The 22,576-nt window shown below is 64.8% G+C and carries 23 protein-coding genes; 10 read left to right on the forward strand and 13 right to left on the reverse strand.

Annotation, left to right across the window (positions count from 1 at the left end; translation table 11 throughout):
- Positions 1-67 precede the first annotated feature (67 nt).
- From OKW29_RS24300 to OKW29_RS24345, 10 genes are all read right to left on the reverse strand, one after another.
- Positions 68-202: a hypothetical protein gene (locus OKW29_RS24300; RefSeq protein WP_260321379.1), complete on the reverse strand. Its 135-nt coding sequence runs from the start codon at positions 200-202 to the stop codon at positions 68-70.
- 117 nt (positions 203-319) lie between these two features.
- Positions 320-781, reverse strand: coding sequence for a peroxiredoxin (locus OKW29_RS24305; protein ID WP_187618800.1), 462 nt, complete (start codon positions 779-781; stop codon positions 320-322).
- Between the two features lie 196 nt (positions 782-977).
- The gene (locus OKW29_RS24310; protein ID WP_184029077.1) at positions 978-1,871 is read right to left on the reverse strand and encodes a polysaccharide deacetylase family protein; all 894 of its coding nucleotides are present in this window, start codon (positions 1,869-1,871) and stop codon (positions 978-980) included.
- Positions 1,872-1,881: 10 nt separating this feature from the next.
- A complete protein-coding gene (locus OKW29_RS24315) occupies positions 1,882-2,928 on the reverse strand; it encodes a bifunctional UDP-4-keto-pentose/UDP-xylose synthase (protein ID WP_184063756.1) in 1,047 nt (348 codons plus the stop codon).
- Positions 2,925-3,854: a formyltransferase gene (locus OKW29_RS24320; RefSeq protein ID WP_187618797.1), complete on the reverse strand. Its 930-nt coding sequence runs from the start codon at positions 3,852-3,854 to the stop codon at positions 2,925-2,927. The genes OKW29_RS24315 and OKW29_RS24320 overlap by 4 nt, the downstream gene beginning before the upstream one ends.
- Positions 3,851-4,894: a glycosyltransferase gene (locus OKW29_RS24325; RefSeq protein ID WP_429292909.1), complete on the reverse strand. Its 1,044-nt coding sequence runs from the start codon at positions 4,892-4,894 to the stop codon at positions 3,851-3,853. Before OKW29_RS24325 ends, OKW29_RS24320 begins: the two co-directional genes overlap by 4 nt.
- Before the next feature lie 6 nt (positions 4,895-4,900).
- Positions 4,901-6,052, reverse strand: a complete 1,152-nt coding sequence (locus OKW29_RS24330) for a DegT/DnrJ/EryC1/StrS family aminotransferase (protein WP_429292910.1) — start codon at positions 6,050-6,052, stop codon at positions 4,901-4,903.
- Between the two features lie 181 nt (positions 6,053-6,233).
- On the reverse strand, positions 6,234-6,605 hold the full coding sequence (locus OKW29_RS24335) for an SMR family transporter (protein WP_013089326.1): 372 nt from the start codon (positions 6,603-6,605) through the stop codon (positions 6,234-6,236).
- A gap of 24 nt (positions 6,606-6,629) precedes the next feature.
- Positions 6,630-8,474: a glycosyltransferase family 39 protein gene (locus tag OKW29_RS24340; RefSeq protein WP_429292911.1), complete on the reverse strand. Its 1,845-nt coding sequence runs from the start codon at positions 8,472-8,474 to the stop codon at positions 6,630-6,632.
- Positions 8,475-8,569: 95 nt separating this feature from the next.
- The gene (locus OKW29_RS24345) at positions 8,570-8,944 is read right to left on the reverse strand and encodes an Mth938-like domain-containing protein (protein WP_090804589.1); all 375 of its coding nucleotides are present in this window, start codon (positions 8,942-8,944) and stop codon (positions 8,570-8,572) included.
- A gap of 457 nt (positions 8,945-9,401) precedes the next feature.
- Here OKW29_RS24345 and OKW29_RS24350 point away from each other — a divergent pair, with 457 nt between their 5' ends.
- The 6 genes from OKW29_RS24350 to OKW29_RS24375 all read left to right on the forward strand — a co-directional run bounded on the left by OKW29_RS24350 (position 9,402) and on the right by OKW29_RS24375 (position 15,859).
- Complete coding sequence (locus OKW29_RS24350; protein ID WP_429292912.1) at positions 9,402-10,649, forward strand: pyridoxal phosphate-dependent aminotransferase; 1,248 nt, start codon at positions 9,402-9,404, stop codon at positions 10,647-10,649.
- Positions 10,650-10,751: 102 nt separating this feature from the next.
- Positions 10,752-12,083: a homoserine dehydrogenase gene (locus tag OKW29_RS24355; protein WP_429292913.1), complete on the forward strand. Its 1,332-nt coding sequence runs from the start codon at positions 10,752-10,754 to the stop codon at positions 12,081-12,083.
- Positions 12,084-12,091: 8 nt separating this feature from the next.
- Positions 12,092-13,543 (forward strand): threonine synthase, encoded by a 1,452-nt coding sequence (gene thrC / locus OKW29_RS24360; protein ID WP_429292914.1) that lies wholly within the window; start codon positions 12,092-12,094, stop codon positions 13,541-13,543.
- Positions 13,544-13,787: 244 nt separating this feature from the next.
- Positions 13,788-15,023, forward strand: coding sequence for a molybdopterin molybdotransferase MoeA (locus OKW29_RS24365; RefSeq protein WP_429292915.1), 1,236 nt, complete (start codon positions 13,788-13,790; stop codon positions 15,021-15,023).
- A 45-nt stretch (positions 15,024-15,068) separates the two neighbouring features.
- Complete coding sequence (gene moaD / locus OKW29_RS24370) at positions 15,069-15,326, forward strand: molybdopterin converting factor subunit 1 (protein WP_429292916.1); 258 nt, start codon at positions 15,069-15,071, stop codon at positions 15,324-15,326.
- A gap of 56 nt (positions 15,327-15,382) precedes the next feature.
- On the forward strand, positions 15,383-15,859 hold the full coding sequence (locus OKW29_RS24375) for a molybdenum cofactor biosynthesis protein MoaE (protein WP_429292917.1): 477 nt from the start codon (positions 15,383-15,385) through the stop codon (positions 15,857-15,859).
- A 74-nt stretch (positions 15,860-15,933) separates the two neighbouring features.
- On the opposite strand, the gene OKW29_RS24380 is transcribed toward OKW29_RS24375, so the two are convergent.
- Positions 15,934-16,488, reverse strand: coding sequence for a group III truncated hemoglobin (locus tag OKW29_RS24380; RefSeq protein WP_429292918.1), 555 nt, complete (start codon positions 16,486-16,488; stop codon positions 15,934-15,936).
- A 266-nt stretch (positions 16,489-16,754) separates the two neighbouring features.
- Here OKW29_RS24380 and OKW29_RS24385 point away from each other — a divergent pair, with 266 nt between their 5' ends.
- On the forward strand, positions 16,755-17,285 hold the full coding sequence (locus OKW29_RS24385) for an Rrf2 family transcriptional regulator (protein ID WP_429292919.1): 531 nt from the start codon (positions 16,755-16,757) through the stop codon (positions 17,283-17,285).
- Positions 17,286-17,455: 170 nt separating this feature from the next.
- Positions 17,456-20,053 carry an ATP-dependent chaperone ClpB gene (gene clpB, locus OKW29_RS24390; RefSeq protein ID WP_090804607.1) on the forward strand — a complete coding sequence of 866 codons (2,598 nt, stop codon included), beginning with the start codon at positions 17,456-17,458 and terminating at the stop codon, positions 20,051-20,053.
- A gap of 179 nt (positions 20,054-20,232) precedes the next feature.
- Here clpB and OKW29_RS24395 read toward each other — a convergent pair whose 3' ends face one another.
- Both OKW29_RS24395 and OKW29_RS24400 read right to left on the reverse strand, forming a co-directional pair.
- Complete coding sequence (locus tag OKW29_RS24395) at positions 20,233-20,664, reverse strand: YidB family protein (RefSeq protein WP_429292920.1); 432 nt, start codon at positions 20,662-20,664, stop codon at positions 20,233-20,235.
- Between the two features lie 101 nt (positions 20,665-20,765).
- A complete protein-coding gene (locus OKW29_RS24400) occupies positions 20,766-21,329 on the reverse strand; it encodes a ComEA family DNA-binding protein (protein ID WP_429292921.1) in 564 nt (187 codons plus the stop codon).
- A 310-nt stretch (positions 21,330-21,639) separates the two neighbouring features.
- Here OKW29_RS24400 and OKW29_RS24405 point away from each other — a divergent pair, with 310 nt between their 5' ends.
- Together OKW29_RS24405 and OKW29_RS24410 are read left to right on the forward strand one after the other, a co-directional pair.
- Complete coding sequence (locus tag OKW29_RS24405; protein ID WP_429292922.1) at positions 21,640-22,167, forward strand: MerR family transcriptional regulator; 528 nt, start codon at positions 21,640-21,642, stop codon at positions 22,165-22,167.
- Positions 22,086-22,496: a carboxymuconolactone decarboxylase family protein gene (locus OKW29_RS24410; RefSeq protein ID WP_429292923.1), complete on the forward strand. Its 411-nt coding sequence runs from the start codon at positions 22,086-22,088 to the stop codon at positions 22,494-22,496. Before OKW29_RS24405 ends, OKW29_RS24410 begins: the two co-directional genes overlap by 82 nt.
- Positions 22,497-22,576 lie beyond the last annotated feature (80 nt).

Consider the following 22,576-nt stretch of genomic DNA (forward strand, 5'->3'; position numbering starts at 1 on the left):
CGCCGCCCGTCGCATTCTGACGATGCCCTCATGGGACATCGAGTTTGCAAGGAGGCGCGCATTCGGTCTAGAGATGCCGGTTCGCCTGGTTTTCGATAGGCTCCTTGACGGAAGCGCGTGAACCAATGAACGAACGGTCGCGCGCAATTAAAAAAGCCGCGGCCCCGGCATTCGGGGCAAGCGGCTCGACGATGATGCTCACGTTGCGCCTCACGCTCCGAACGGCACCGGTGGATCCGGTCAGGCGGCCGTCAGGGCTGGCGCAGCGGAGAACAATGTGGGGTGGACAGGCACTCATTGCGGGCCAATATAACGCGCATCAAAGCGCTTGTACAGCCTCCAGAATGTCGTCGACGTGGCCCGGCACTTTAACGCCGCGCCACTCCCGGCGCAGCACGCCATCGGCGTCGACGAGGAACGTGGAGCGCTCGATTCCGCGTACCTCTTTGCCATACATTTTCTTCATTTTGATGACGGCGAAGAGGGCGCACAGCGTTTCTTCCGGGTCGGAAATCAGCGGGAAGGGTAGTTCGAGCTTAGCCTTGAAGTTGTCATGCGAACGCAGGCTGTCGCGCGACACGCCGATCACTTCCGCGCCGGCTTTCTTGAACTTCGGATACAGATCGCGGAACTGCAACCCTTCGGTCGTGCAGCCCGGCGTGTTGTCCTTCGGATAGAAATACAGCACCACCTTCTTGCCCCGCAGCTTTGACAGCGTGATTTCGCCGCCCGTCGCGGCAGCGGTGAAGTCGGGGATGGGTTGGTCGACTGCGATGGACACGAGGTTCTCCGGTTATTGGGGCTGGCGTCGCTAGGTGCCGCGGCGTCGGCCGGTCTGTCGTCGAGGTTGTTGTTGTTCGGGAATACGGTCGGCGCGCGGTTGTCCGATCGTCAGACCCGGCAAGGAAGCGGGCAAAGGCGGGCAACGGGCGGGTAACAAGCGGCGCGCCTTCTAACGACTCCCGCGTCGCGGGCCTTCAGGGCTGGACGATCAGTTCGCCGGAGCGTCCCGGAATCTCGCCCCACGCGACAGGGTACGATGGCAGCGTGTCGCGGTCTAGCGTGGCGTAGTAATCGCCCATCGTCGCGAACGTGTGGCCCTGGGCGCGCCAGCCTTCGAGCAACTGTTCGAAAACCGGCGCGAGTTTCTGTCCTTCAAGTTCCGCGTGCAGCGTGAACACCTGGTCGTGCGGATTTTTTTCAGTTTGTTTCAGCATCCACGCGGCGACGTTGTGCGTATCGACACCATCGACACCGAGCACTTCGTCGAGCGTCGGGAGCGTGGTCGGCATCTGCACGTGCTTCAGCGTCCTGCCGTCGACCACCGGCAGATATGGCGAGTGGCCGCGGCCGTCGGAAGCGTAGCGCATGCCCCACGCGTCGATCTGCTCGAACGCGTGGCCGTTCATCTGCCAGCCCGCGGCGCCGTGCGTGACGGGCGGCGCGCCGAATATCTCGATGAACCGCGCGTGGCTCCGCTGCATCTGCGCGACGGTCCACGCGCGATCTTTGGCGCGCACGTTGTCCTGCCAGTACACGTGATCCCACGTATGAATGCCGCACTCGAAGCCGGCTTCGTGGATCGCGCGCATCTCGGCCGCGGCCTTCGCGCCGATGTCCGGACCGGGCAGCAGCACGCCGTACATCAACTGCCTGACGCCGTAATGCTCGACCACTGACGTGCGCGACACCTTCTTCAGAAAGCCCGGCCGCAGCACGCGGCGCATCGCCCAACCGGTGTGGTCGGGCCCGAGGCTGAACAGGAAGGTGGCGCGCGCCTTGAAGCGGTCGAAGATGCGCGCGAGATTCGGCACGCCTTCGCGGGTGCCGCGCAGCGTGTCGACGTCGATCTTCAGGACGATGCGAGCCAAGGACGCGCCCTTATTGCTGTTCGACGAGTGCGCGGGCTTCCGCGACGTGGCCGCGATATGCTTCGAAAATCTTGCGCAGCGCTTCGTCGAAAGTCGACGTGGGTGCCCAGCTGAGTTCCTGTTTCGTATTGTCGATCTTCGGCACGCGGTTCTGCACGTCCTGATAGCCGTTGCCGTAGTACGCGCCCGACGACGTTTCGACCAGTTGCACCTTCCTGGCCGAGTCCGCGTATTCGGGGAATTCGGCCGCGAGTGCCAGCATCTTGTGCGCGAGCTCACGCACCGAGAAGTTGTTGATCGGGTTGCCGATGTTGTAGATCTTGCCGGTGGCGACGCCGTTCCTGTTCTCGATGATCTTCATCAGCGCGCTGATGCCGTCGTCGATGTCCGTGAACGCGCGCTTCTGCGCACCGCCATCGACGAGGCTGATGTTCTCGCCGCGCACGATATGGCCGAGGAACTGCGTGACCACGCGCGAGCTACCTTCCTTCGGCGTGTAGATCGAGTCGAGGCCCGGGCCGATCCAGTTGAACGGACGGAACAGCGTGAAGTTCAGGCCTTCCATGCCGTAGCCCCAGATCACGCGGTCCATCAGCTGCTTCGAGCACGCGTAGATCCAGCGCGGCTTGTTGATCGGGCCGTACGACAGCTGCGATTCTTCCGGATCGAACTGCTCGTCCGTGCACATGCCGTAGACCTCGGAGGTCGAGGGAAACACCAGATGCTTGCCGTACTTGACGGCTGAACGCACGATCGGCAGGTTCGCCTCGAAGTCGAGTTCGAACACGCGCAGCGGCTGCTTCACATACGTTGCGGGCGTGGCGATCGCGACGAGCGGCAGAATCACGTCGCACTTCTTGACGTGATATTCGACCCATTCCTTGTTGATCGTGATGTCGCCTTCGAAGAAGTGCATCCGCTCATGATTGACGAGGTCGCCGAGACGTTCGGTCTGCATGTCCATCCCGAACACTTCCCAGTCGGTGGTTTCGAGAATGCGTTTGGACAGGTGATGGCCGATGAAGCCATTCACACCCAGAATCAGGACTTTTTTCATGAATGAGATTGGATGAGCTGGGCGAATTCCGCCGGACTGACGGCAGACTCGCCGCCATCGTGCTGGTGCCGCAATTCGTGGATGTTGATCGCGCGGCCGTCGCCGCAGATCGCGAAAACGGCATTATCGCTTACGTGCAGGCCCGGGGGCAAATCCGAGCGGAGCGCGCCGGGCGCGGCCAGACGCGCGCGCGCGACGATGAAACGGCGCCCGTTCAGCTCGGTGAAAGCGCCCGGATACGGCGGCGCGACCGCGCGGATCAGGTTGTAGACCTGCTGCGCGGACTGATTCCAGTCAATGCGGCCGTCTTCCGGTTTGCGCCCACCATAGTAACTGCCATGCGCGAGATCGTTCGGCAGATGCGGCGCCTCGCCCGCGAGCAGCGCCGGCAGCACGCGCCACAGCGTTTGCTCGGCGGCGACCGTGACCTTGTCGAAGACCTGCGCGGCGGTGTCGTCGGGCAGGATCGGCACCGGTGTTTGCGCAATGATCGCGCCGGCGTCGGGCTTCGCGGCCATTTCGTGCAGCGTTGCGCCGGTTTCGCTTTCGCCGTTGAGCACCGCCCAGTTGGTCGGCACGCGTCCACGATACTTCGGCAACAGCGAGCCGTGCATGTTGTAAGCGCCCCGTGCGGCGATCGCGAGCAGGTCGAGCGGCAACATGTGGCGGTAGTAGAACGAGAAGATGAAGTCCGGCCGCGCGGCGCTCACCGCGGCGCGCAGTTCGGGGCTCTTCGGATCGGCCGGCGTGACGACGGCAATGCCGTGCCCGGCTGCCACCGATGCGACGCTGCCGAACCAGATGTTCTCGCTCGGGTTGTCTTCGTGGGTCACGACGAGCGCGACCTCGACGCCGCGCGCGAGCAGCACCTGCAGGCAGCGCACGCCGACATTGTGATACGCGAATACGACGGCGCGCGGCTTCATGGATGGTGTCCCTGGTCGGCGACCGGCACCGGCTGCACGCCTTGCACGACGGTCTGACGCGGCGCTTCGGCGACGGCCCCGCCGTCGCGTTGCTCGAGAATGGTCTGCACCAGATAACGCGGCCGCGCACGCACCTGCTGATAGATCCGGCCGATGTATTCACCGAGCAGGCCGAGCGCGAAGATGATCACGCCGAGCAGGAAGAACGTGATGGCGAACAGCGTGAACACACCTTGCACTTCCGCGCCGATGATGAAACGGCGAATCAGCAGCAGGACGAACAGCGCCGCAGACCCTAGCGACAGGATCACGCCGATGAACGACAGCCATTGCAGCGGCACCACGGAGAAGCCGGTGACGAGGTCGAAATTCAGACGGATCAGCGAGTACAGCGAGTACTTCGACTCACCGGCGAAGCGTTCCTCGTGCGCGACCTCGATTTCCACCGGATTCTGCGCGAACGTGTACGCGAGCGCCGGGATGAACGTGTTGATTTCGCCGCAGCGGTTGATCGTATCGACGATATGGCGGCTGTAGGCGCGCAGCATGCAGCCCTGGTCGGTCATCTTGATGCGCGTGATGCGCTCGCGCAGATGATTCATCGCGCGCGACGCCTTGCGGCGCCACAGGCTGTCCTGGCGCTGCCGACGGATCGTGCCGACGTAGTCGAAACCTTCGCGCATCTTCGCGACGAGCTTGCCGATTTCCTCGGGCGGATTCTGCAGGTCGGCGTCGAGCGTGATCACGATGTCGCCGCGCGACTGCTCGAAGCCCGCGAGAATCGCCATGTGCTGGCCGTAGTTACCGTTCAGCAGGATCACGCGCGTGGTGTCGGGGCGCGCGCGGAACTGCCCGGCGAGCAGCGCCGCGGATTTGTCGCGGCTGCCGTCGTTGATGAAGATCACTTCATAACCGGTGCCGAGCGCGTCGAGCGCCGGATAGAGGCGTGCGAACAGCGCGCCCAGTCCGGCTTCCTCGTTGTACACCGGAATGATGATCGACACTTCCGGTGCGACGGCGCGATGTTCCGAATAAGTCATGTCCGCTTATTTTCCGTAGTGTTCGCAAATTTCGTTGACCGCGCGGCACACGCGCTCGACGTCGCCTTCGTTCATCAGCGTGAAGAGTGGCAGCGTGACGGTGGTGGCGCCGAAGCGCTCCGCGTGCGGGAACATGCCTTCCCTGAAGCCGCGCGCGCGGTACAGGGAAAACAGGTGCAGCGCCGGGTAGTGCACGCCCGAGCCGATGCCGCGCTCCTTCAGCTCGCCCATGAAGCCGGCGCGGTCGATCGACAGTTTTTCGAGCGGCAGCGTGATCTGGAACATGTGCCAGTTGCTGTTTTCGAAGTCCGCGGGCGGCAGGCCGACGCCGAGCTGAACGGCCGCGCCGCCTTCGAGTTGCGCGAAGTACGCGCGCACGAGCTTCTTGCGCTGCGCGATGAAGCGCTCGAGATGCGGCAGCTGGCCGAGGCCGACACGCGCGGCGACGTCGGTCAGGTTGTACTTGCCGCCGAGCACGTCGCAGTCCATGCCGTCGAAGCCGGTGCGCGTGATGCCCTGCAGCCGGTACTTCTGCGCGAGCACCGCTTCTTCCTCGTTGTTCAGCACCAGCGCGCCGCCTTCGACCGAGGTCAGGTTCTTGTTCGCGTGGAAGCTGAACGACACGATGTCGCCGAGCTTGCCGATGCGCTCGCCGTTCCAGGTGGAGCCGAATGCCTGCGCGGCGTCTTCGATCACGCGCAGCTCGTGCGCGCGGGCGATCCCGTACAGACGGTCCATGTCGACCGGCAGGCCCGACAGGAACACCGGCAGCAACGCCTTGGTGCGCGGCGTGATCGCTTTTTCGAGCAGGTCGAGATCGATGTTGCGCGTGATCGGGTCGATGTCGGCGAACACTGGCGTCGCGCCGGTTTCGAGGATCACGTTGCAGGTCGACACCCAGGTGGCCGGCGTCGTGATCACTTCGTCGCCGGGACCGACGCCGGCGATGCGCAGGCCGATTTCGAGCGTCGCGGTACCGGAATTGAAGGTGCGCACCGGGCGGCCGCCGCAGAACTCGGACAGCGCGGCCTCGAACTTCTGGTTCTGCGGGCCGGTGGTGATCCAGCCGGAACGCAGCACGTCGGCGACGCCCTGGATCGTTTCCTCGTCGATCTCGGGTTTGACAAACGGCAAAAACGGGACTTGTGACTGGCTCATGAATGCATCGCTCGATTGAAAGGGGCGCGGCCCGACGGGCGCGAAGTAAACCACAAACTACCCGCAAACCCAAGGCCGCGGCTTAAAAAACGCAACCGCTCAGCTTACCGCGGCCTACCTTACGTCACGCTTAGGCGGCGCGTGTGCCGCGCCGGTTCCCACGCGGGGCGGGGCGCCGCGCCTAGCTGCGCGCGAGCACGACCACGCCGACGAGAATGATGCCGATGCCGACCAGCTTCTGCACCGACATCACTTCGCCGAACAGGTACCACGCGGCGATCGCGTTGACGACGTAGCCCAGTGACAGCATCGGATAGGCGATCGACACGTCCACGCGCGAGAGCCCGATGATCCACACCGCCACGCTGATCACGTAGCAGGCGAGTCCGCCGATGATCGGCGGCTGGGTTGCCAGCTTGAAGCCGATGGGCAGGATGTTCGCACGGGTGAATTCGAAGTGTCCAACGGCATTCGTGCCGGCCTTGAGCAGCAGCTGCGCGCCGGCATTCAGCGTGACGCCGGCCAGGATGCAGAACAGGGAAATCGGGTTCATCGAACGGTCTGGTTCTCGAAAGGGTTAGGGCTTTGCCGCGGGCGTGGAGACGGGGGCCGGCGTGGCCGATGCCGCGGGCCTCACTTCCACGACTGCCGAGGCGGCGTTAGCGGGGGCAGCGGGTGCTGCTGCCGCCGCTGCGGCCGGGGCGGCGGCGGCAGCCGCGTCGGCGAGCGGCTTCATCACCACCACGCGGCGCGGATCGCGCGCGATCACCTGCATCGGCACGCCTTGCTTCACGAGGCGGTCGTAGGTCGGCGGCGGGATCAGCGCGAGCGCGTAGCGATCGGCCTTCCAGCGCTCGATCCACGCGTCGACCGTCGGCACCCATTTTTGCGGCTCGACGGACACGCCGAATGCGAGCTCGTCCGGGTGCGCGACCATGATCATCGTGTGGCCGATGTAGAACGGCAGCGTGTGGTCGAGCACGCCGACCGAGTAGAACGGCGTGTCGGGCGGCAGCTTCGCGAGCTCGGCCTTGATCGCGGGCGCGAGCGGCGCGCCGGAACTCAGGCGCCCGAACACGTCGTGGCCGGTGCCCGCGATGGTGCCGAGCAGCAGCCAGCCCGCGCCGAACGCGGCGAGGCTGCCGAGACCGACTCGCGCGTTGGCGCCCACGCCGCCCTGGCCGCGGCGGTTCAGCCACAGCGCGAACAGCGTGAGCACGAACGCGACGGCTAGCGCGGCGAGCACCCACACGCGGTATTCGGCATACAGCTCGGCTGGATTGCGCGCAGTGCCGAAGCGCGGCAGGAACAGCGCCGCGAACGCGGCGACCACGAAAAACAGCGCGTAGCCCGCCAGATGCCGGCGCAGCTGCTCGCGCGTGACGAGCGGCAGATACATGCCGATCAGCATCGCGATCGGCGGCGCGATCGGCAGCGTGTAGGACAGCAGCTTCGAGTGCGACGCGCTGAAGAACAGGAAAATGAAGACGATCCACGTGAGCATCAGCGTGACCGGCGCGAAGCCGTTCGGCTGACGCGGCTGGCGCCACGCGTGGCGCACGCTTTGCACGGTTACCGACAGCCACGGCAGGAAGCCCACCAGCAGTACTGGCACGAAGTAGTAGAACGCGCCGGGGCGATTCTGCTCGGGCGTCAGATAGCGCTTGAACTGCTGAACGACGAAGAAGAAGTTCAGGAATTCCGGATTGCGCTGCTGCACGAGGACGAACCACGGCGTCACGATCGCGAAAAAAACGATCAGCCCGCTCACCAGATGCAGACGCTTCCACATCGCCCAATCGCGCGCGATCAGCGTGTAGAGCACCAGCACCGCGCCCGGCAGGATCAGCCCGACCAGGCCCTTGGAGAGCACCGCCAGCGCCATCGACGCCCAGCACACCCACATCCAGCCGCGCACGCATGAGGGCCGCAGGTTCGGGCGCTGGGCGAGCAGCAGCGCGCACAGCGTGAGCGCCATCCAGAGCGACAGGCCCATGTCGAGCGTATTGAAGTGGCCCATCAGGTTCCAGTACGGCGAACAGGCGAGCACGAGTGCCGCGAACACGCCAGTCGCCGCGTTGAACACGCGGGCGCCGGTAAAGCCGATCAGCAGCACGCCGGCGAAGCCCGTCAGCGCGGTGTAGAGACGCGCCTGCCATTCGCCGATGCCGAACCACGCGAACGTCAGCGCGTTCGCCCAGGTTTGCAGCGGCGGCTTCTCGAAGTACTTGTAGGCGTTATAGCGCGGCGTGATCCAGTCGCCGGTCAGGAACATTTCGCGCGCCATTTCGGCGTAGCGGCCTTCATCGCTCGGCAGCAGATGGCGCCAGCCGAGCGGCACGAACCAGATCACGGCGAGAACCAGCACCAGCAACAGGATCGCGGTGCGATTGAGCGGTAGCCTCGACGGCGTATCGTTCATGAAATATCAACCCTTCTTGTTATCGACGGCGCGCGCACGGGCGCGCCGCGGGGGGCCAGAAACGGGCCGGCCGGGTGCGCCGGCGCCGGGCACGCTCAGGCCTCGATCAGCAACGCGGCCGCGACCTTGCGGCCCTCGGCCATCAGAATGTTGTAGGTGCGGCAGGCTGCCTTGAAGTCCATCGTTTCTACGCCGATGCGTTTCGCGGTCAGCGCGGCGGTCAGGCGCGGGTGCGGAAAGCGCAGCCGCTCGCCGCTGCCGAACACGACCACTTCGGGCGCGGCGTCGACCAGCATCGCGAAATGCTCGGCGCTCAACTGCTCGAACGACGAGACGGGCCAGGGAATGACCGGCGCGTCCGGCAGCACGAGAATACTGCCCGCGTGACGCACCAGATTGATTTCGACGTAGTCGGCGCCATAGCCGGTAACGGTATTGAGCGCGCCGCTGGAATCCTGATGTAATTTCAAATTGGTTTTCCGAAGTCGTCGTGAGACGTCATGCGTGTTGCCGGCCTGGCTGCACGTCGCACAGGCCGCGCGGTTCGACGCGTGTGACACACGAGAAGGCCGAAAAGGCTTGCCGATGCGGGTGGTGCATTGCGGAAGTCGGCCAAAATCCGCTAAATTATAACTTTTTAGCCGCCTTGCGGCGCCCCTCGCTCAAGTGCCGCCACAAGCCGCGCTGTGCGCATCGGCGTGGCCCACCGGCTACCTGGGTTGGCATCGCCCGCTTTCGCTGCGTTTTTTTCACGCCGGGAACCCGGAAAGCCGCGGCCGCTCGACAGTTCGACCCCATTTCGCGACTGGCCGCCGTCGCCGGCGCCGCCCGCGTCCGAATTCCCCGTAGCGGTGAATCCGAGCGGCCCGGCGTCGTCAGCCAGGCCCCGTTTGCCCAAGGTTTGCCCCAGCCATCAACCAGGATGAAGTGCCCGCCGTGAAACCGATTCTCAAATCCAACAAGTTGTTGAATGTCTGCTACGACATTCGCGGGCCCGTCCTCGAACATGCGAAGCGGCTCGAAGAAGAGGGTCACCGCATCATCAAGCTGAACATCGGCAATCTGGCACCGTTCGGCTTCGAGGCGCCGGACGAGATCATTCAGGACATGATCCTGAACCTGCCCAGCTCGTCGGGCTACTCCGACTCGAAGGGCGTGTTCGCCGCGCGCAAGGCGATCATGCACTACACGCAGCAAAAGGGCGTGCACGGCGTGGAACTGGACGACGTCTACATCGGCAACGGCGCGTCCGAGCTGATCGTGATGGCGCTCCAGGGCCTCGTCAACGACGGCGACGAAGTGCTGCTGCCCGCGCCCGATTACCCGCTGTGGACCGCCGGCGTGAGCCTCGCGGGCGGCACGCCGGTGCACTACATCTGCGACGAGTCGAATAGCTGGATGCCCGACCTCGATGACATCCGCGCGAAAATCACGCCGAACACGCGCGCGCTGGTCGTGATCAACCCGAACAACCCGACCGGCGCGCTGTACTCGGACGAACTGCTGCTCGGCCTGATCGAGATCGCGCGCCAGCACGGCCTCGTGATCTTCGCCGACGAGGTGTACGACAAGATCGTCTACGACGGCAAGACGCACACGTCGATGGCGTCGCTGTCCGAAGACGTGCTGACCGTCACGTTCAACAGCCTCTCGAAGAGCTACCGCTCGTGCGGCTATCGCGCCGGCTGGATGGCCATTTCGGGCCTGACCGGCGAGAATCGCCGGCTCGCGAAAGACTATCTGGAGGGGCTCGGCATTCTCGCGTCGATGCGGCTGTGTCCGAACGTGCCCGGCCAGTACGCGATCCAGACCGCGCTCGGCGGCTATCAGAGCATCAACGACCTGATCGTGCCGGGCGGGCGCCTGTACAAGCAGCGCGAGCTCGCCTACGACATGCTGACGGCGATCCCCGGCGTGAGCTGCGTGAAGCCCGAGGCGGCGCTGTACATGTTCCCGCGCCTCGACCCGAAGGTGTATCCGATCCAGAACGACCAGCAGTTCATCCTCGACCTGCTGCTCGAAGAGCGCGTGCTGCTCGTGCAGGGCACTGGCTTCAACTGGAAGACGCCGGATCACTTCCGTGTCGTGTTCCTGCCGAACGTCGACGACCTCGCGGATTCGATCAACCGGATCGCGCGCTTCCTCGACGGCTACCGCAAACGTCACACAGCCTGAGCCGGGGTCGCGTACGATGTGGCGCCTGATGTGTCAAATGAGGCGCGCCGCTCGTGCCACCCCCGACACCCTTTTCAAACCTCTACTAGAAACACACGCTGCATGGAACCGATCAAAGTTGGACTGCTGGGCTTCGGCACGGTAGGCAGCGGGACCTTCACGGTACTGCGCCGCAATCAGGAAGAAATCAAACGTCGCGCGGGTCGCGGCATCGAGATTGCGCGCATTGCCGTGCGCAACCCGGCCAAGGCGACCGCGGCGCTCGGCGGCGAAGCCGGCAGCGTGGCGCTGACCGATGACTTCAACGCGGTCGTCGACGATCCTTCGATCGCGATCGTCGCGGAAATGATCGGCGGCACCGGCATCGCGCGCGACCTCGTGCTGCGCGCGATCAACAACGGCAAGCACGTGGTCACCGCCAACAAGGCGCTGCTCGCGGTGCACGGCACGGAGATTTTCCAAGCGGCGCGCGCGAACGGCGTGATGGTCGCGTTCGAGGCGGCGGTGGCGGGTGGCATTCCGATCATCAAGGCACTGCGCGAAGGGCTGACGGCGAACCGCATCCAGTACATCGCGGGCATCATCAACGGCACGACGAACTACATCCTGTCGGAGATGCGTGACCGTGGGCTCGATTTCGCGACCGCGCTGAAGGCCGCGCAGGAGCTCGGCTACGCGGAAGCCGACCCGACCTTCGACATCGAGGGCGTCGACGCGGCGCACAAAGCGACGATCATGAGCGCGATCGCGTTCGGCGTGCCGGTGCAGTTCGACCGCGCGTACGTCGAAGGCATCAGCAAGCTCGCCGCGATCGACATCAGATACGCCGAGGAGCTCGGCTACCGCATCAAGCTGCTCGGCATCACGCGACGCACCGACAAGGGCATCGAGCTGCGCGTGCACCCCACGTTGATTCCGGAAAAGCGCCTGCTCGCGAATGTGGAAGGCGCGATGAACGCGGTCGTCGTGCATGGCGACGCGGTCGGCACGACGCTGTACTACGGCAAGGGCGCGGGCGCCGAGCCGACGGCTTCCGCCGTGGTCGCCGATCTCGTCGACGTGACGCGTCTGCACACGGCCGACCCCGAGCACCGCGTGCCGCATCTGGCATTCCAGCCGGACAGCCTGTCGAACACCCCGATCCTGCCGATCGAAGAAGTCACGAGCGGCTACTACCTGCGCCTGCGCGTCGCCGACGTGACCGGCGTGCTCGCCGACATCACGCGCATTCTGGCGGACACCGGCATTTCGATCGACGCGCTGCTGCAAAAGGAATCGGAGCTCGTCGACGCGAACGGCAAGGGCGAAACCGACATCCTGCTGATCACGCACGAGACGGTCGAAAAGCAGGTCAATGCCGCGATCAGATCGATCGAGGCGCTCGAGACCGTCGTCTCGCAAGTCACGAAGCTGCGCATGGAAGCGCTGAACTAGGCCGAACTATGAACTACCTCTCCACGCGCGGCGCTGGAGCCGGCGAGCGCCATACCTTCTCCGAGATCCTGCTCGGCGGTCTCGCGAAAGACGGCGGCCTGTATCTGCCGGCCGACTATCCGCGGGTCACCGCGGACGAACTCACGCGCTGGCGCACGCTGCCGTACGCGGATCTCGCCTTCGAGATCCTGTCGAAGTTCTGCGACGACATTCCCGCCGACGATCTGCGCGCGCTGACGCGCAAGACCTATACGGCGGCGACCTACTGCAACGTGCGCGACGACGAAAGCGCCGCGCAGATCACGCCGCTGAAGACGCTCGGCGTCGAAGACGGCGCGCCGCTGTCGCTGCTCGAACTGTCGAACGGTCCGACGCTCGCGTTCAAGGACATGGCAATGCAACTGATCGGCAACCTGTTCGAGTACGCGCTCGCGAAGCATGGCGAATCGCTGAACATTCTCGGCGCGACGTCGGGCGACACCGGCAGCGCCGCTGAATACGCGATGCGCGGCAAGAACGGCATCCGCGTGTTCATGCTGTCGCCGCACAAAAAGATGAGCGCGTTCCAGACCGCGCAGATGTACAGCCTGCAAGACCCGAACATCTTCAACCTCGCGGTGCAAGGCGTGTTCGACGACGCGCAGGACATCGTGAAGGCGGTGTCGAACGATCACGCGTTCAAGGCGAAGTACAAGATCGGCACGGTCAATTCGATCAACTGGGCGCGTGTCGTCGCGCAGGTCGTCTATTACTTCAAGGGCTACTTTGCCGCGACGAAGTCGAACGCCGAGCGCGTGTCGTTCACGGTGCCGTCGGGCAACTTCGGCAACGTGTGCGCGGGTCATATCGCGCGCATGATGGGTCTGCCGATCGAGAAGCTCGTCGTCGCGACCAACGAGAACGACGTGCTCGACGAGTTCTTCCGCACTGGTATTTACCGCGTACGCAAGGCGGCCGAGACGTATCACACGAGCAGCCCGAGCATGGACATCTCGAAGGCATCGAACTTCGAGCGCTTCGTGTACGACCTGCTCGGCCGCGATCCGGCGCGCGTGCTGCAACTGTTCCGCGACGTCGAGGAGAAGGGCGGTTTCGATCTCGCGGCAAGTGGCGACTTCGCGCGCGTAAGGGAGTTCGGTTTCGTGTCGGGCAGCAGCAGCCACGACACCCGCGTCGACACGATCCGCGACGTGTTCCAGCGTTACGACACGATGATCGACACGCACACGGCCGACGGCGTGAAGGTCGCGCGCGAGCATCTGCAGCCCGGCATTCCGATGATCGTGCTCGAGACCGCGCAGCCGATCAAGTTCGGCGAGACGATCCGCGAGGCGCTGCTGCGCGAGCCGGAGCGCCCGGCGGCGTTCTCGGGGCTCGAGTCGCTGCCGCAGCGCTTCGAGGTCGTGCCCGCGGATGCGCAGCGGGTGAAGGACTTCATCGTCGCGAATACCGGCGAATAAGGGCGAGCGGGCCGCGTGAGCCGTTTTACGGCTCACGCGGGATGCCGCGTCGCTTCACGTTGATCGACGCTCACGCCCGCACTACGAGAAAACGCTGGCCGCACCCTCCGCGGCCACGCATCGAAAAACACCAAAAGCTCCCCATGACGCCCGGCCGCCCAGGCTAACGGCATCGGCCGCTACAATGTTCTTTTAACCTGCGGCTTCCACCCTCCAGATGTCCACACCCACGCCCCGCGCCCCGATGCTCGCCACTGCCGATGCGCTGGCGATCCTGCTCGACGCCGCGCGCGCGCTCGACGGTATCGAAACGCTGCCGACGCTCGACGCGCTGAATCGCGTGCTCGCCACCGACGTCACGTCGCCGCTCGACGTGCCGCCGATGAACACGAGCGCGATGGACGGCTACGCGGTCCGCATCGCCGATCTCGCGCACGGCAGCCGCCTGCCGGTCTCGCAACGGATTCCGGCCGGCCATGCACCGACGCCGCTCGCGCCCAACAGTGCGGCACGCATCTTCACCGGCGCGACGGTGCCCGCCGGCGCGGACGCGGTCGTGATGCAGGAGCAGACCGAGGTGGCTGGCGACGAGGTGACGATCGTGCATCGTCCGCAAGCGGGCGAGTGGATCACCGCACAGGGCGCCGATATTCGCGCGGACTCGGTGATCCTGCCGGCCGGCACGCGGCTCACGCCGCAGGCGTTGGGACTTGCCGCGTCGGTCGGATGCGCGCGGCTCGAGGTGCGCCGGCGCGTGAAAGTCGCCGTATTCTTCACCGGCGACGAACTGACGATGCCCGGCGAGCCGCTGAAGCCCGGCGCGATCTACAACTCGAATCGCTTCACGCTGCGTGGCCTGCTCGAGAAGCTCGGCTGCGACGTGACCGACTATGGCATCGTCGCCGATCAACTCGACGCGACCCGCGCGACGCTGCGAGAAGCGGCCGAGGCGCACGATCTGATTCTCACCTGCGGCGGCGTGTCGGTCGGCGAGGAGGATCACGTGAAGCCGGCGGTGGAGGCCGAAGGGCGTCTGTCGATGTGGCAGATCGCCATGAAGCCGGGCAAGCCGCTCGCGTTCGGCGCGGTGCGGCGTGGTGCGGGTGGTGCGGGTGGTGCAAATGGGAGCGAGCCGGCCGAAACGTTTTTCATCGGCCTGCCCGGCAATCCGGTGTCGAGCTTCGTGACGTTCCTGCTGTTCGTGCGTCCGTTCGTACTGCGGCTGGCCGGCGTGCAGGCGGTCGCGCCGCGCGCGCTGTCGCTGCGCGCGGACTTCACGCAGGGCAAGGCCGATCGCCGCAACGAGTTCCTGCGCGCGCGCGTCAACGTGGCGGGAGGGCTCGATCTGTTTGCCAATCAGAGTTCGGCCGTGTTGACGTCGACCGTGTGGGGCGACGGTCTGATCGACAATCCGCCGAACCACGCGATCAGCGCCGGTGAAACCGTGCGCTTCATTCCGTTTTCCGAACTGCTGAACTGAGGCCGGTCGTCCGCGGCATGCGCGGCGTAGACCGGCGGTATCCCGATGAAGATTGAACTCCGATATTTTGCGAGCGTGCGTGAAGCGCTCAATACGTCCGACGAAAGCGTCGAGGTGCCCGACGGCATCGCGACCATCGGCGATGTGCGCGCGTGGCTGCGCGTGCGTGGCGGCATCTGGGCCGAGACGCTCGCCGAAGGCCGCGCGCTGCGCATGGCCTGCAACCACGTGATGACCGGCGCGAGCACCCGCATCACCGAGGGCTGCGAGGTCGCGTTCTTTCCGCCCGTCACCGGCGGCTGAGCCGCGCTCTCGCGCATCACGTTCACGCCAGCGACAAAAGCCCTCAGGAGCCGTCCATGCCCGTTCGCGTCCAGACCGAAGACTTCGACCTCAGCGCCGAGGTGGCCGCGCTGCGCGCGCGCAATCCGAGGATCGGCGCGCTCGCGTGCTTCGTCGGCACCGTGCGCGATCTCAACGAGGGCAGCGCGGTCGAGACGATGGAGCTCGAGCATTATCCGGGCATGACGGAGAAGTCGCTCGAGGCGATCGTCGAGCGTGCGCGCGAACGCTGGCCGGGCATCGAGGTGCTGATCGTGCATCGCGTCGGCAAGCTGTATCCGCTCGATCAGATCGTGCTCGTTGCGACGACGGCCGCGCATCGCGGCGACGCGTTTGCGTCGTGTGAATTCGTGATGGACTATCTGAAGACCAAAGCGCCATTCTGGAAGAAGGAGAAAACCGACGCGGGCGAGCGCTGGGTCGACGCGCGCGTGACCGACGATGCCGCGCTCGCGCGCTGGGGAATGGATTCGGGAAATCGGACTCCGGAGTAAACGAGTCGCGGGCCGCGGAGTTGCGACGGCGCACGCGGCGTCTTTGTGTGAGGGGCGTCGGCGCCGGCCGACGTTCACTCGTCCCGCGAGCGTCCGATGATCGGCACCGGGAACGGCTCCCCAGCCGGCCGCGACGGATGCTCACCATCGTCGTCAACGTCGCCATCTCGCGGCCGACGCTTTGGCGCCACCCGCTCGAGCAGCGCCTGCTGCTCTGGCGGGATCTTGTAATCCCAGCCGAAACGGCTCAGCTGCAGACTCTGCGCGATCCGCAGCGCCGGCTCCATGAAACGGACCGCCGCGGCAGGCTGATAGCGCGATTCGACCGTATCGAGGAACAGATACAGCCAGCGGCTGAAATGCTGCGGCTCGATGCCTTTGAGCGGCTGATGCGCCTGCTGCACGTTGCCGCGATACTGCTTCGCGCCGAGCGCGAGGCTGCTCCAGAATGTGCACATCTTCGGCAGATGGTCGTCCCAGCGGCCCGCGAGCTTCGCGTCGAAGACCGGACCGAGCAGCGGGTCGGCACGCACGCGATCGTAAAAGCCATAGACGAGGTCGCCGATATTGGCGTCGGTGGGTTCGGCCGCGCGTTCGACCGGCGGCGCGGCGGGGAAAGACGGATTCATGCGGATTCCAGAAAATTGCGGTTGCCGATGACGGCTGAGCTGAACCTTGAACCCCCCGTTTTTCTAACAAACGGTTGATGCGGAAAAAGCTACTATTGCTATCCGAAACAGTTTTGCAACGCGATTCGCGGAACGTCGCCCGCCAGCCAGTCATGCCCGCCAGTCATGTTAGGGCGTAGCGCTCGTTCCCGGCAACTCTTGCGTCGACGCGGTTATCGGGACGTTCAAGGCACTTGCTCGCAGCCTTTCAAGCTATACCGGGACCTATGAGACTTACCGACTATACGGATTACGCGCTGCGCGTGCTGCTGTACCTCGCGGTGCGGGGCGACGGATTATCGACGATTCAGGACATTTCGCAAGCCTACGGCATCTCGAAGAACCATCTGATGAAGGTCGTGCAGCAGCTGGGCGAGCTCGGCTGGGTCGAAACCGTGCGCGGCCGCAACGGCGGCGTGCGGCTCGGCGCGCAATCGCTGTCGCTGACCGTCGGCGACGTGGTGCGGGTCACGGAAAGCGACTTTGCGCTGGTCGGCTGTCTGCCGGACCGGCAGGGCCAACAGCGGCCTTGCGTCATCACGACGCAGTGCCGGCTGCGTGGCGCGTTACAGGCGGCGAACCTCGCTTTTCTCGCCGAGCTCGATCGTTTTACGATCGGCGAAGTCGCGCAACCGAAAAGTCCGCTCGCGGCGTTGCTCGGGTTAGGCTCCACGATTCAGATGGTGCCGCTGCCGATTACGGTGGTATCGGATAGCACGCGCGGCGGCAGTCCGGCGACGCTGGGCCACAAGAACTAGAACATCCGGCCGGCTCCCGGGTGCGCAAACCCGCCCGGCCGCGCCACTGGGGAAGGATCGCGGCAGTTCTTGCGCTCAAATGTTAAATAGTTGCGACCGAGGCCAAAAAAGCGCTTGAAACCCTAATAAAACGCCTCATTTTGGTGGTAATCGAAATTGGAGGTCTCTTGATGAGAATCGACAAACTCACCACTAAATTCCAGGAAGCGCTCGCGGACGCCCAGAGTCTGGCGGTTGGCCACGACAATCAGTACATCGAACCCGTCCACGTGCTCGCGGCACTCGTCGCGCAGCAGGACGGCTCCGCTCGCTCGCTGCTGTCGCGCGCCGGCGTGCATGTACAACCTCTACAAACCGCACTGAACGACGCGGTCACGCGGCTGCCCCAAGTGCAAGGCACCGATGGCAACGTGCAGATCGGCCGCGAACTGACCGGTCTGTTGAACCAGGCCGACAAGGAAGCGCAGAAGCTCAACGACACGTTCGTCGCGAGCGAAATGTTCCTGCTCGCGGTCGCCGACGACAAAGGCGAGGCCGGCCGTCTCGCGCGCGAGCATGGGTTGTCGCGCAAGGCGCTCGAAACCGCGATCGCCGCGGTGCGCGGCGGCTCGCAGGTGCATAGCCAGGACGCCGAAAGCCAGCGCGAAGCGCTGAAGAAATACACGATCGACCTGACCGAGCGCGCGCGCGCAGGCAAGCTCGATCCCGTGATCGGCCGCGACGACGAAATCCGCCGTTCCATTCAGATCCTGCAGCGCCGCACCAAGAACAACCCGGTGCTGATCGGCGAGCCGGGCGTCGGCAAGACCGCGATCGTCGAGGGGCTCGCGCAGCGCATCGTCAACGGCGAAGTGCCGGAAACGCTGAAGAACAAGCGCGTACTGTCGCTCGACATGGCCGCGCTGCTCGCGGGCGCCAAGTATCGCGGCGAGTTCGAGGAGCGCCTGAAGGCGGTGCTCAACGACATCGCGAAGGACGAAGGGCAAACCATCGTCTTCATCGACGAGATTCACACGATGGTCGGCGCCGGCAAGGCCGAAGGCGCGATGGACGCGGGCAACATGCTGAAGCCGGCGCTCTCGCGCGGCGAGCTGCATTGCGTCGGCGCGACCACGCTCGACGAATACCGCAAGTACATCGAAAAGGATGCCGCGCTCGAGCGCCGTTTTCAGAAGGTACTGGTGGACGAGCCGTCGGTCGAGGCGACCATCGCGATCCTGCGCGGTCTGCAGGAGCGCTATGAGCTGCACCACGGCGTCGACATCACCGACCCGGCGATCGTCGCGGCCGCCGAGCTGTCGCATCGTTACATCACGGACCGCTTCCTTCCCGACAAGGCGATCGATCTGATCGACGAAGCCGCGTCGAAGATCAAGATGGAAATCGATTCGAAGCCGGAGGAGATGGATCGGCTCGACCGTCGTCTGATCCAGCTGAAGATCGAACGCGAAGCGGTGAAGAAGGAGAAGGACGAAGCGTCGCAGAAGCGTCTGCAACTGATCGAAGAGGAAATCGAGCGGCTCAACCGCGAATATTCGGACCTCGATGAAATCTGGACCGCGGAAAAAGCGGCGGTGCAGGGCAGCGCGCAGCTGAAGGAAGAGATCGAGAAGACGCGTGCGGAAATCGTGCGTCTGCAGCGTGAGGGCAAGCTCGAGAAGGTGGCCGAGTTGCAGTACGGCAAGCTGCCGGGTCTCGAGGCGCAGCTGAAGGAAGTCACGCGCGCCGAGGCCGAGGAGCAGAACAGTCCGAAGCGTCCGCGTCTGTTGCGCACGCAGGTCGGCGCGGAAGAAATCGCCGAGGTCGTGTCGCGGGCCACCGGCATTCCGGTGTCGCGCATGATGCAGGGCGAGCGCGAAAAGCTGCTGCAGATCGAGTCGAAGCTGCATGAGCGCGTGGTCGGCCAGGACGAGGCGATCAGCGCGGTCGCCGATGCGATTCGCCGCTCGCGCGCGGGTCTGTCGGACCCGAACCGTCCGTATGGCTCGTTCCTGTTCCTCGGGCCGACCGGCGTCGGCAAGACCGAGCTGTGCAAGGCGTTGGCGTCGTTCCTGTTCGATTCGGAAGAGCATCTCATCCGTATCGACATGAGCGAGTTCATGGAGAAGCACAGCGTCGCGCGTCTGATCGGCGCGCCTCCGGGTTACGTCGGCTACGAGGAGGGCGGTTATCTGACCGAGGCCGTGCGCCGCAAGCCGTATAGCGTGATCCTGCTCGACGAAATCGAGAAGGCGCATCCGGACGTGTTCAACGTGCTGCTGCAGGTGCTCGACGACGGCCGCATGACCGATGGCCAGGGCCGCACCGTCGACTTCAAGAACACGGTGATCGTGATGACCTCGAACCTCGGTTCGCAGGTAATCCAGGCGATGGTCGGCGAGCCGCAGGAAGCCGTGAAGGACGCCGTGTGGGAAGAGGTGAAGCTGCACTTCCGGCCCGAGTTCCTGAACCGGATCGACGACGTCGTCGTGTTCCATGCGCTCGATCGCTCGAACATCCAGTCGATCGCGCGGATCCAGTTGCAGCGTCTGCACGAGCGGCTCGCGAAGCTCGACATGCAGCTGGTGGTGTCGGACGCGGCGCTCGAGCACATCGGCAAGGTCGGCTACGACCCGCTGTTCGGTGCGCGGCCGCTGAAGCGCGCGATCCAGCAGGAGATCGAGAACCCGATCGCGAAGCTGATTCTGGCCGGCAAGTTCGGTCCGAAGGATGTAATTCCGGTCGAAGTGGACGACGGCAAGCTGCTGTTCGAGCGCGTCGTGCACTGAAGGCGATGGCTTGATGATGCGAAGGGACGACGGCAGGCGAGTCGTTCCCACCAACGTTAAGAAACCGGCAACGAAGGTGACTTCGTTGCCGGTTTTCCTTTGCCCGCCGATTTCAAACCGGTGGCATCACCGTGGAGCGAAGGTCTCTGCAAGCCGCCAGCGCATGGCGCACAGCGTGCTTAAGTGTTGCCCTTGTTGCCGAGCAGCGCCGACAGGCCGCCGAGCGCGCCGAGCACCGTGGTCGCGTTCAGCTTGCCATCGGCCGGCACTTCGCCTTCCGGCGTGGCCGCGTTGACGACGTGCGGCAGGATCTGCGACAGCAGACCCGTCACCTGATCCGGCTGGACGCCGGCCTTGGCGGCGAGACCGGTCACGGCTTCCGAGCCCAGCACGTTATGCAGCGCGTCGGGTGCGATCGGCTGGTTTTCGCCATTGCCGACCCACGACGACACGACGTCGCCGAGGCCCTTTTCCTGGAAGCGCTGGATCAGGCCGTTCAGGCCACCAGGCTGGTTGTTGACGAATTCGAGCGCGGCGGCGATCAGCGCTTGCTGGCCGCCGCCTTCTGGCGATTTGCCAAGCAGGGAACCGATGGTGTCGAGTAGGCTCATGACGGTCTCTCTTCAATGCCGGCGCGTATGACGGCCGGGCGGGTGACGTCGACGCGCGGTTGCGCGTCGCGGTGAAACGCAGGGCGGCAGCCCCGCCGGCATCATGCGCCGGACGCAGCTGGGGCGGATGCCGCCTTGCTCTTCTTCGCTTTCTTCTTCGAAGCCTTGGTGCCGGACGCGTCGGCCGGTGCGCTGGCTGCGACGGCCGGAGCCGAAGCGGCTGCCGCTTCGGATGCTGCGGCCTTGTCCTTCTTCTTCGACTTCGACGGCTTCGCGGCCGAGGCGGGGGCAGCCGCGACCGGCGCTGCCGTCGTGGCGGCGGTGGTTGCCGCGGGAGCCGCCGGTGTGGTCTTCGTGGCCGGCCTGGTGGACGTCTTCGCGCCGGTCGGCGGTGCCGACGAGCCGTTGATCGTCAGTCCGGCCGCTTCGAGGTTCTCGACCGATTTCTGGCCGATGCCCTTCACACGCGCGGCGAGATCGTCGGCGTTCTTGAACGGGCCGTTTTTGGCGCGTTCGTCGAGAATCGCTTTCGCATGCACGGGGCCGATGCCCTTGACCGATTCGAGCGCGGCCTGATCGGCGGTATTCACTTCCACGGCCGCGGCAAATCCGGCCGACAGCGACAAAGCCACAGCGACGCAAAGCATTAAAAGCTTCTTCAGCATGGCAAGCACTCCATTGAGGGCAAAAAGTTAGCCGGGAACGGACGACCTATCCTGTCAGCGGGCGCTGCGTTTAAGCATAGGACAAATCGCAGGCCCGATTTGAGATAGCGGACGATTTATACCGATCGATTGATGACAAGTAAATCCGCCACACAATATTTAAAGCTTTTAGCGGCATGCAGTGCCGGTGAATTTATCGGTCGATATCGATCGCGATAACTCGTCTGCGATAAAGAATGAGCAACACAAAGGAATGACAGCGTCCGACGCTTGACTTAGAGTGCACTCGAAGTCCTAACCTGAGTCCGTCATGTCGAAACACTCAACCGCGCTCACCATCGGTCAGGTCGCCGAAACGATCGGCGTGTCCACGCACACGCTGCGCTATTACGAACAGGCCGGCCTGATCCGGCCGGTCGGACGCACGCAGACGGGGCACCGGCTGTACTCGCCCGCCGATCTCGACTGGTTGCGCTTCGTGATGCGTCTGAAGGCAACGGGCATGTCGATCTCCGGCATGCAGCAGATCGCCGTGCTGCGCGCGCAAGGCCATCCGACGATGCGCGCACGCCGCGACCTGCTGGTTGCGCATCGCACCGCGCTGCTCGCGCGGATCGCCGATCTGCAGAGCAACCTCGGCGCGATCGACGACAAGATCGCGTACTACGAGGCGGCCGCGAGCGGCGCGCTTGAGCCCGACCCGGCACGACAGGACGACGAAGCCTCGTCGCCCTCACACCCCGATGAGGACTCGCAATGGACTACGCACACAACGACCGCTACGCGCGGGGCTGGGACAAGCTCAGGGAAATCGACGGTTCGGCGGGCGAGCAGGTAATCGCCGCGCTCGCGCCCGTCGCGCCGGAATTCGGACGCCTGTTGATTGAATTCGGCTTCGGCGACATCTACAGCCGGCCGCAGCTCGATCTGCGCACGCGTGAGATTGCGACGATCGCATCGCTCGCGACCCTCGGCTGCGCGCAGCCGCAACTGAAGGTACATATCGAGGCGGCGCTGAACGTCGGCTGCACGCGCGAGCAGATCGTCGAGGTGTTCATGCAGATGGCGCTTTATGCGGGCTTTCCGGCCGCGCTCAATGCGCTGTTCGCGGCGCGGGAAATTTTCGAGGCCAAGGATCGGGAGGGGCAGACCGCATACGCGTCGTGAGCGGGCTGAGCTGCGTGGGGAAGGAAAGGCGGATGCAGAACAGGTCGTCTCTCACCCGGGCTTGGGCGCAACTGACGGTC

Origin of the sequence: Paraburkholderia sp. CI3, assembly GCF_050436505.1 — a bacterium.
GTDB lineage: Bacteria > Pseudomonadota > Gammaproteobacteria > Burkholderiales > Burkholderiaceae > Paraburkholderia > Paraburkholderia tuberum.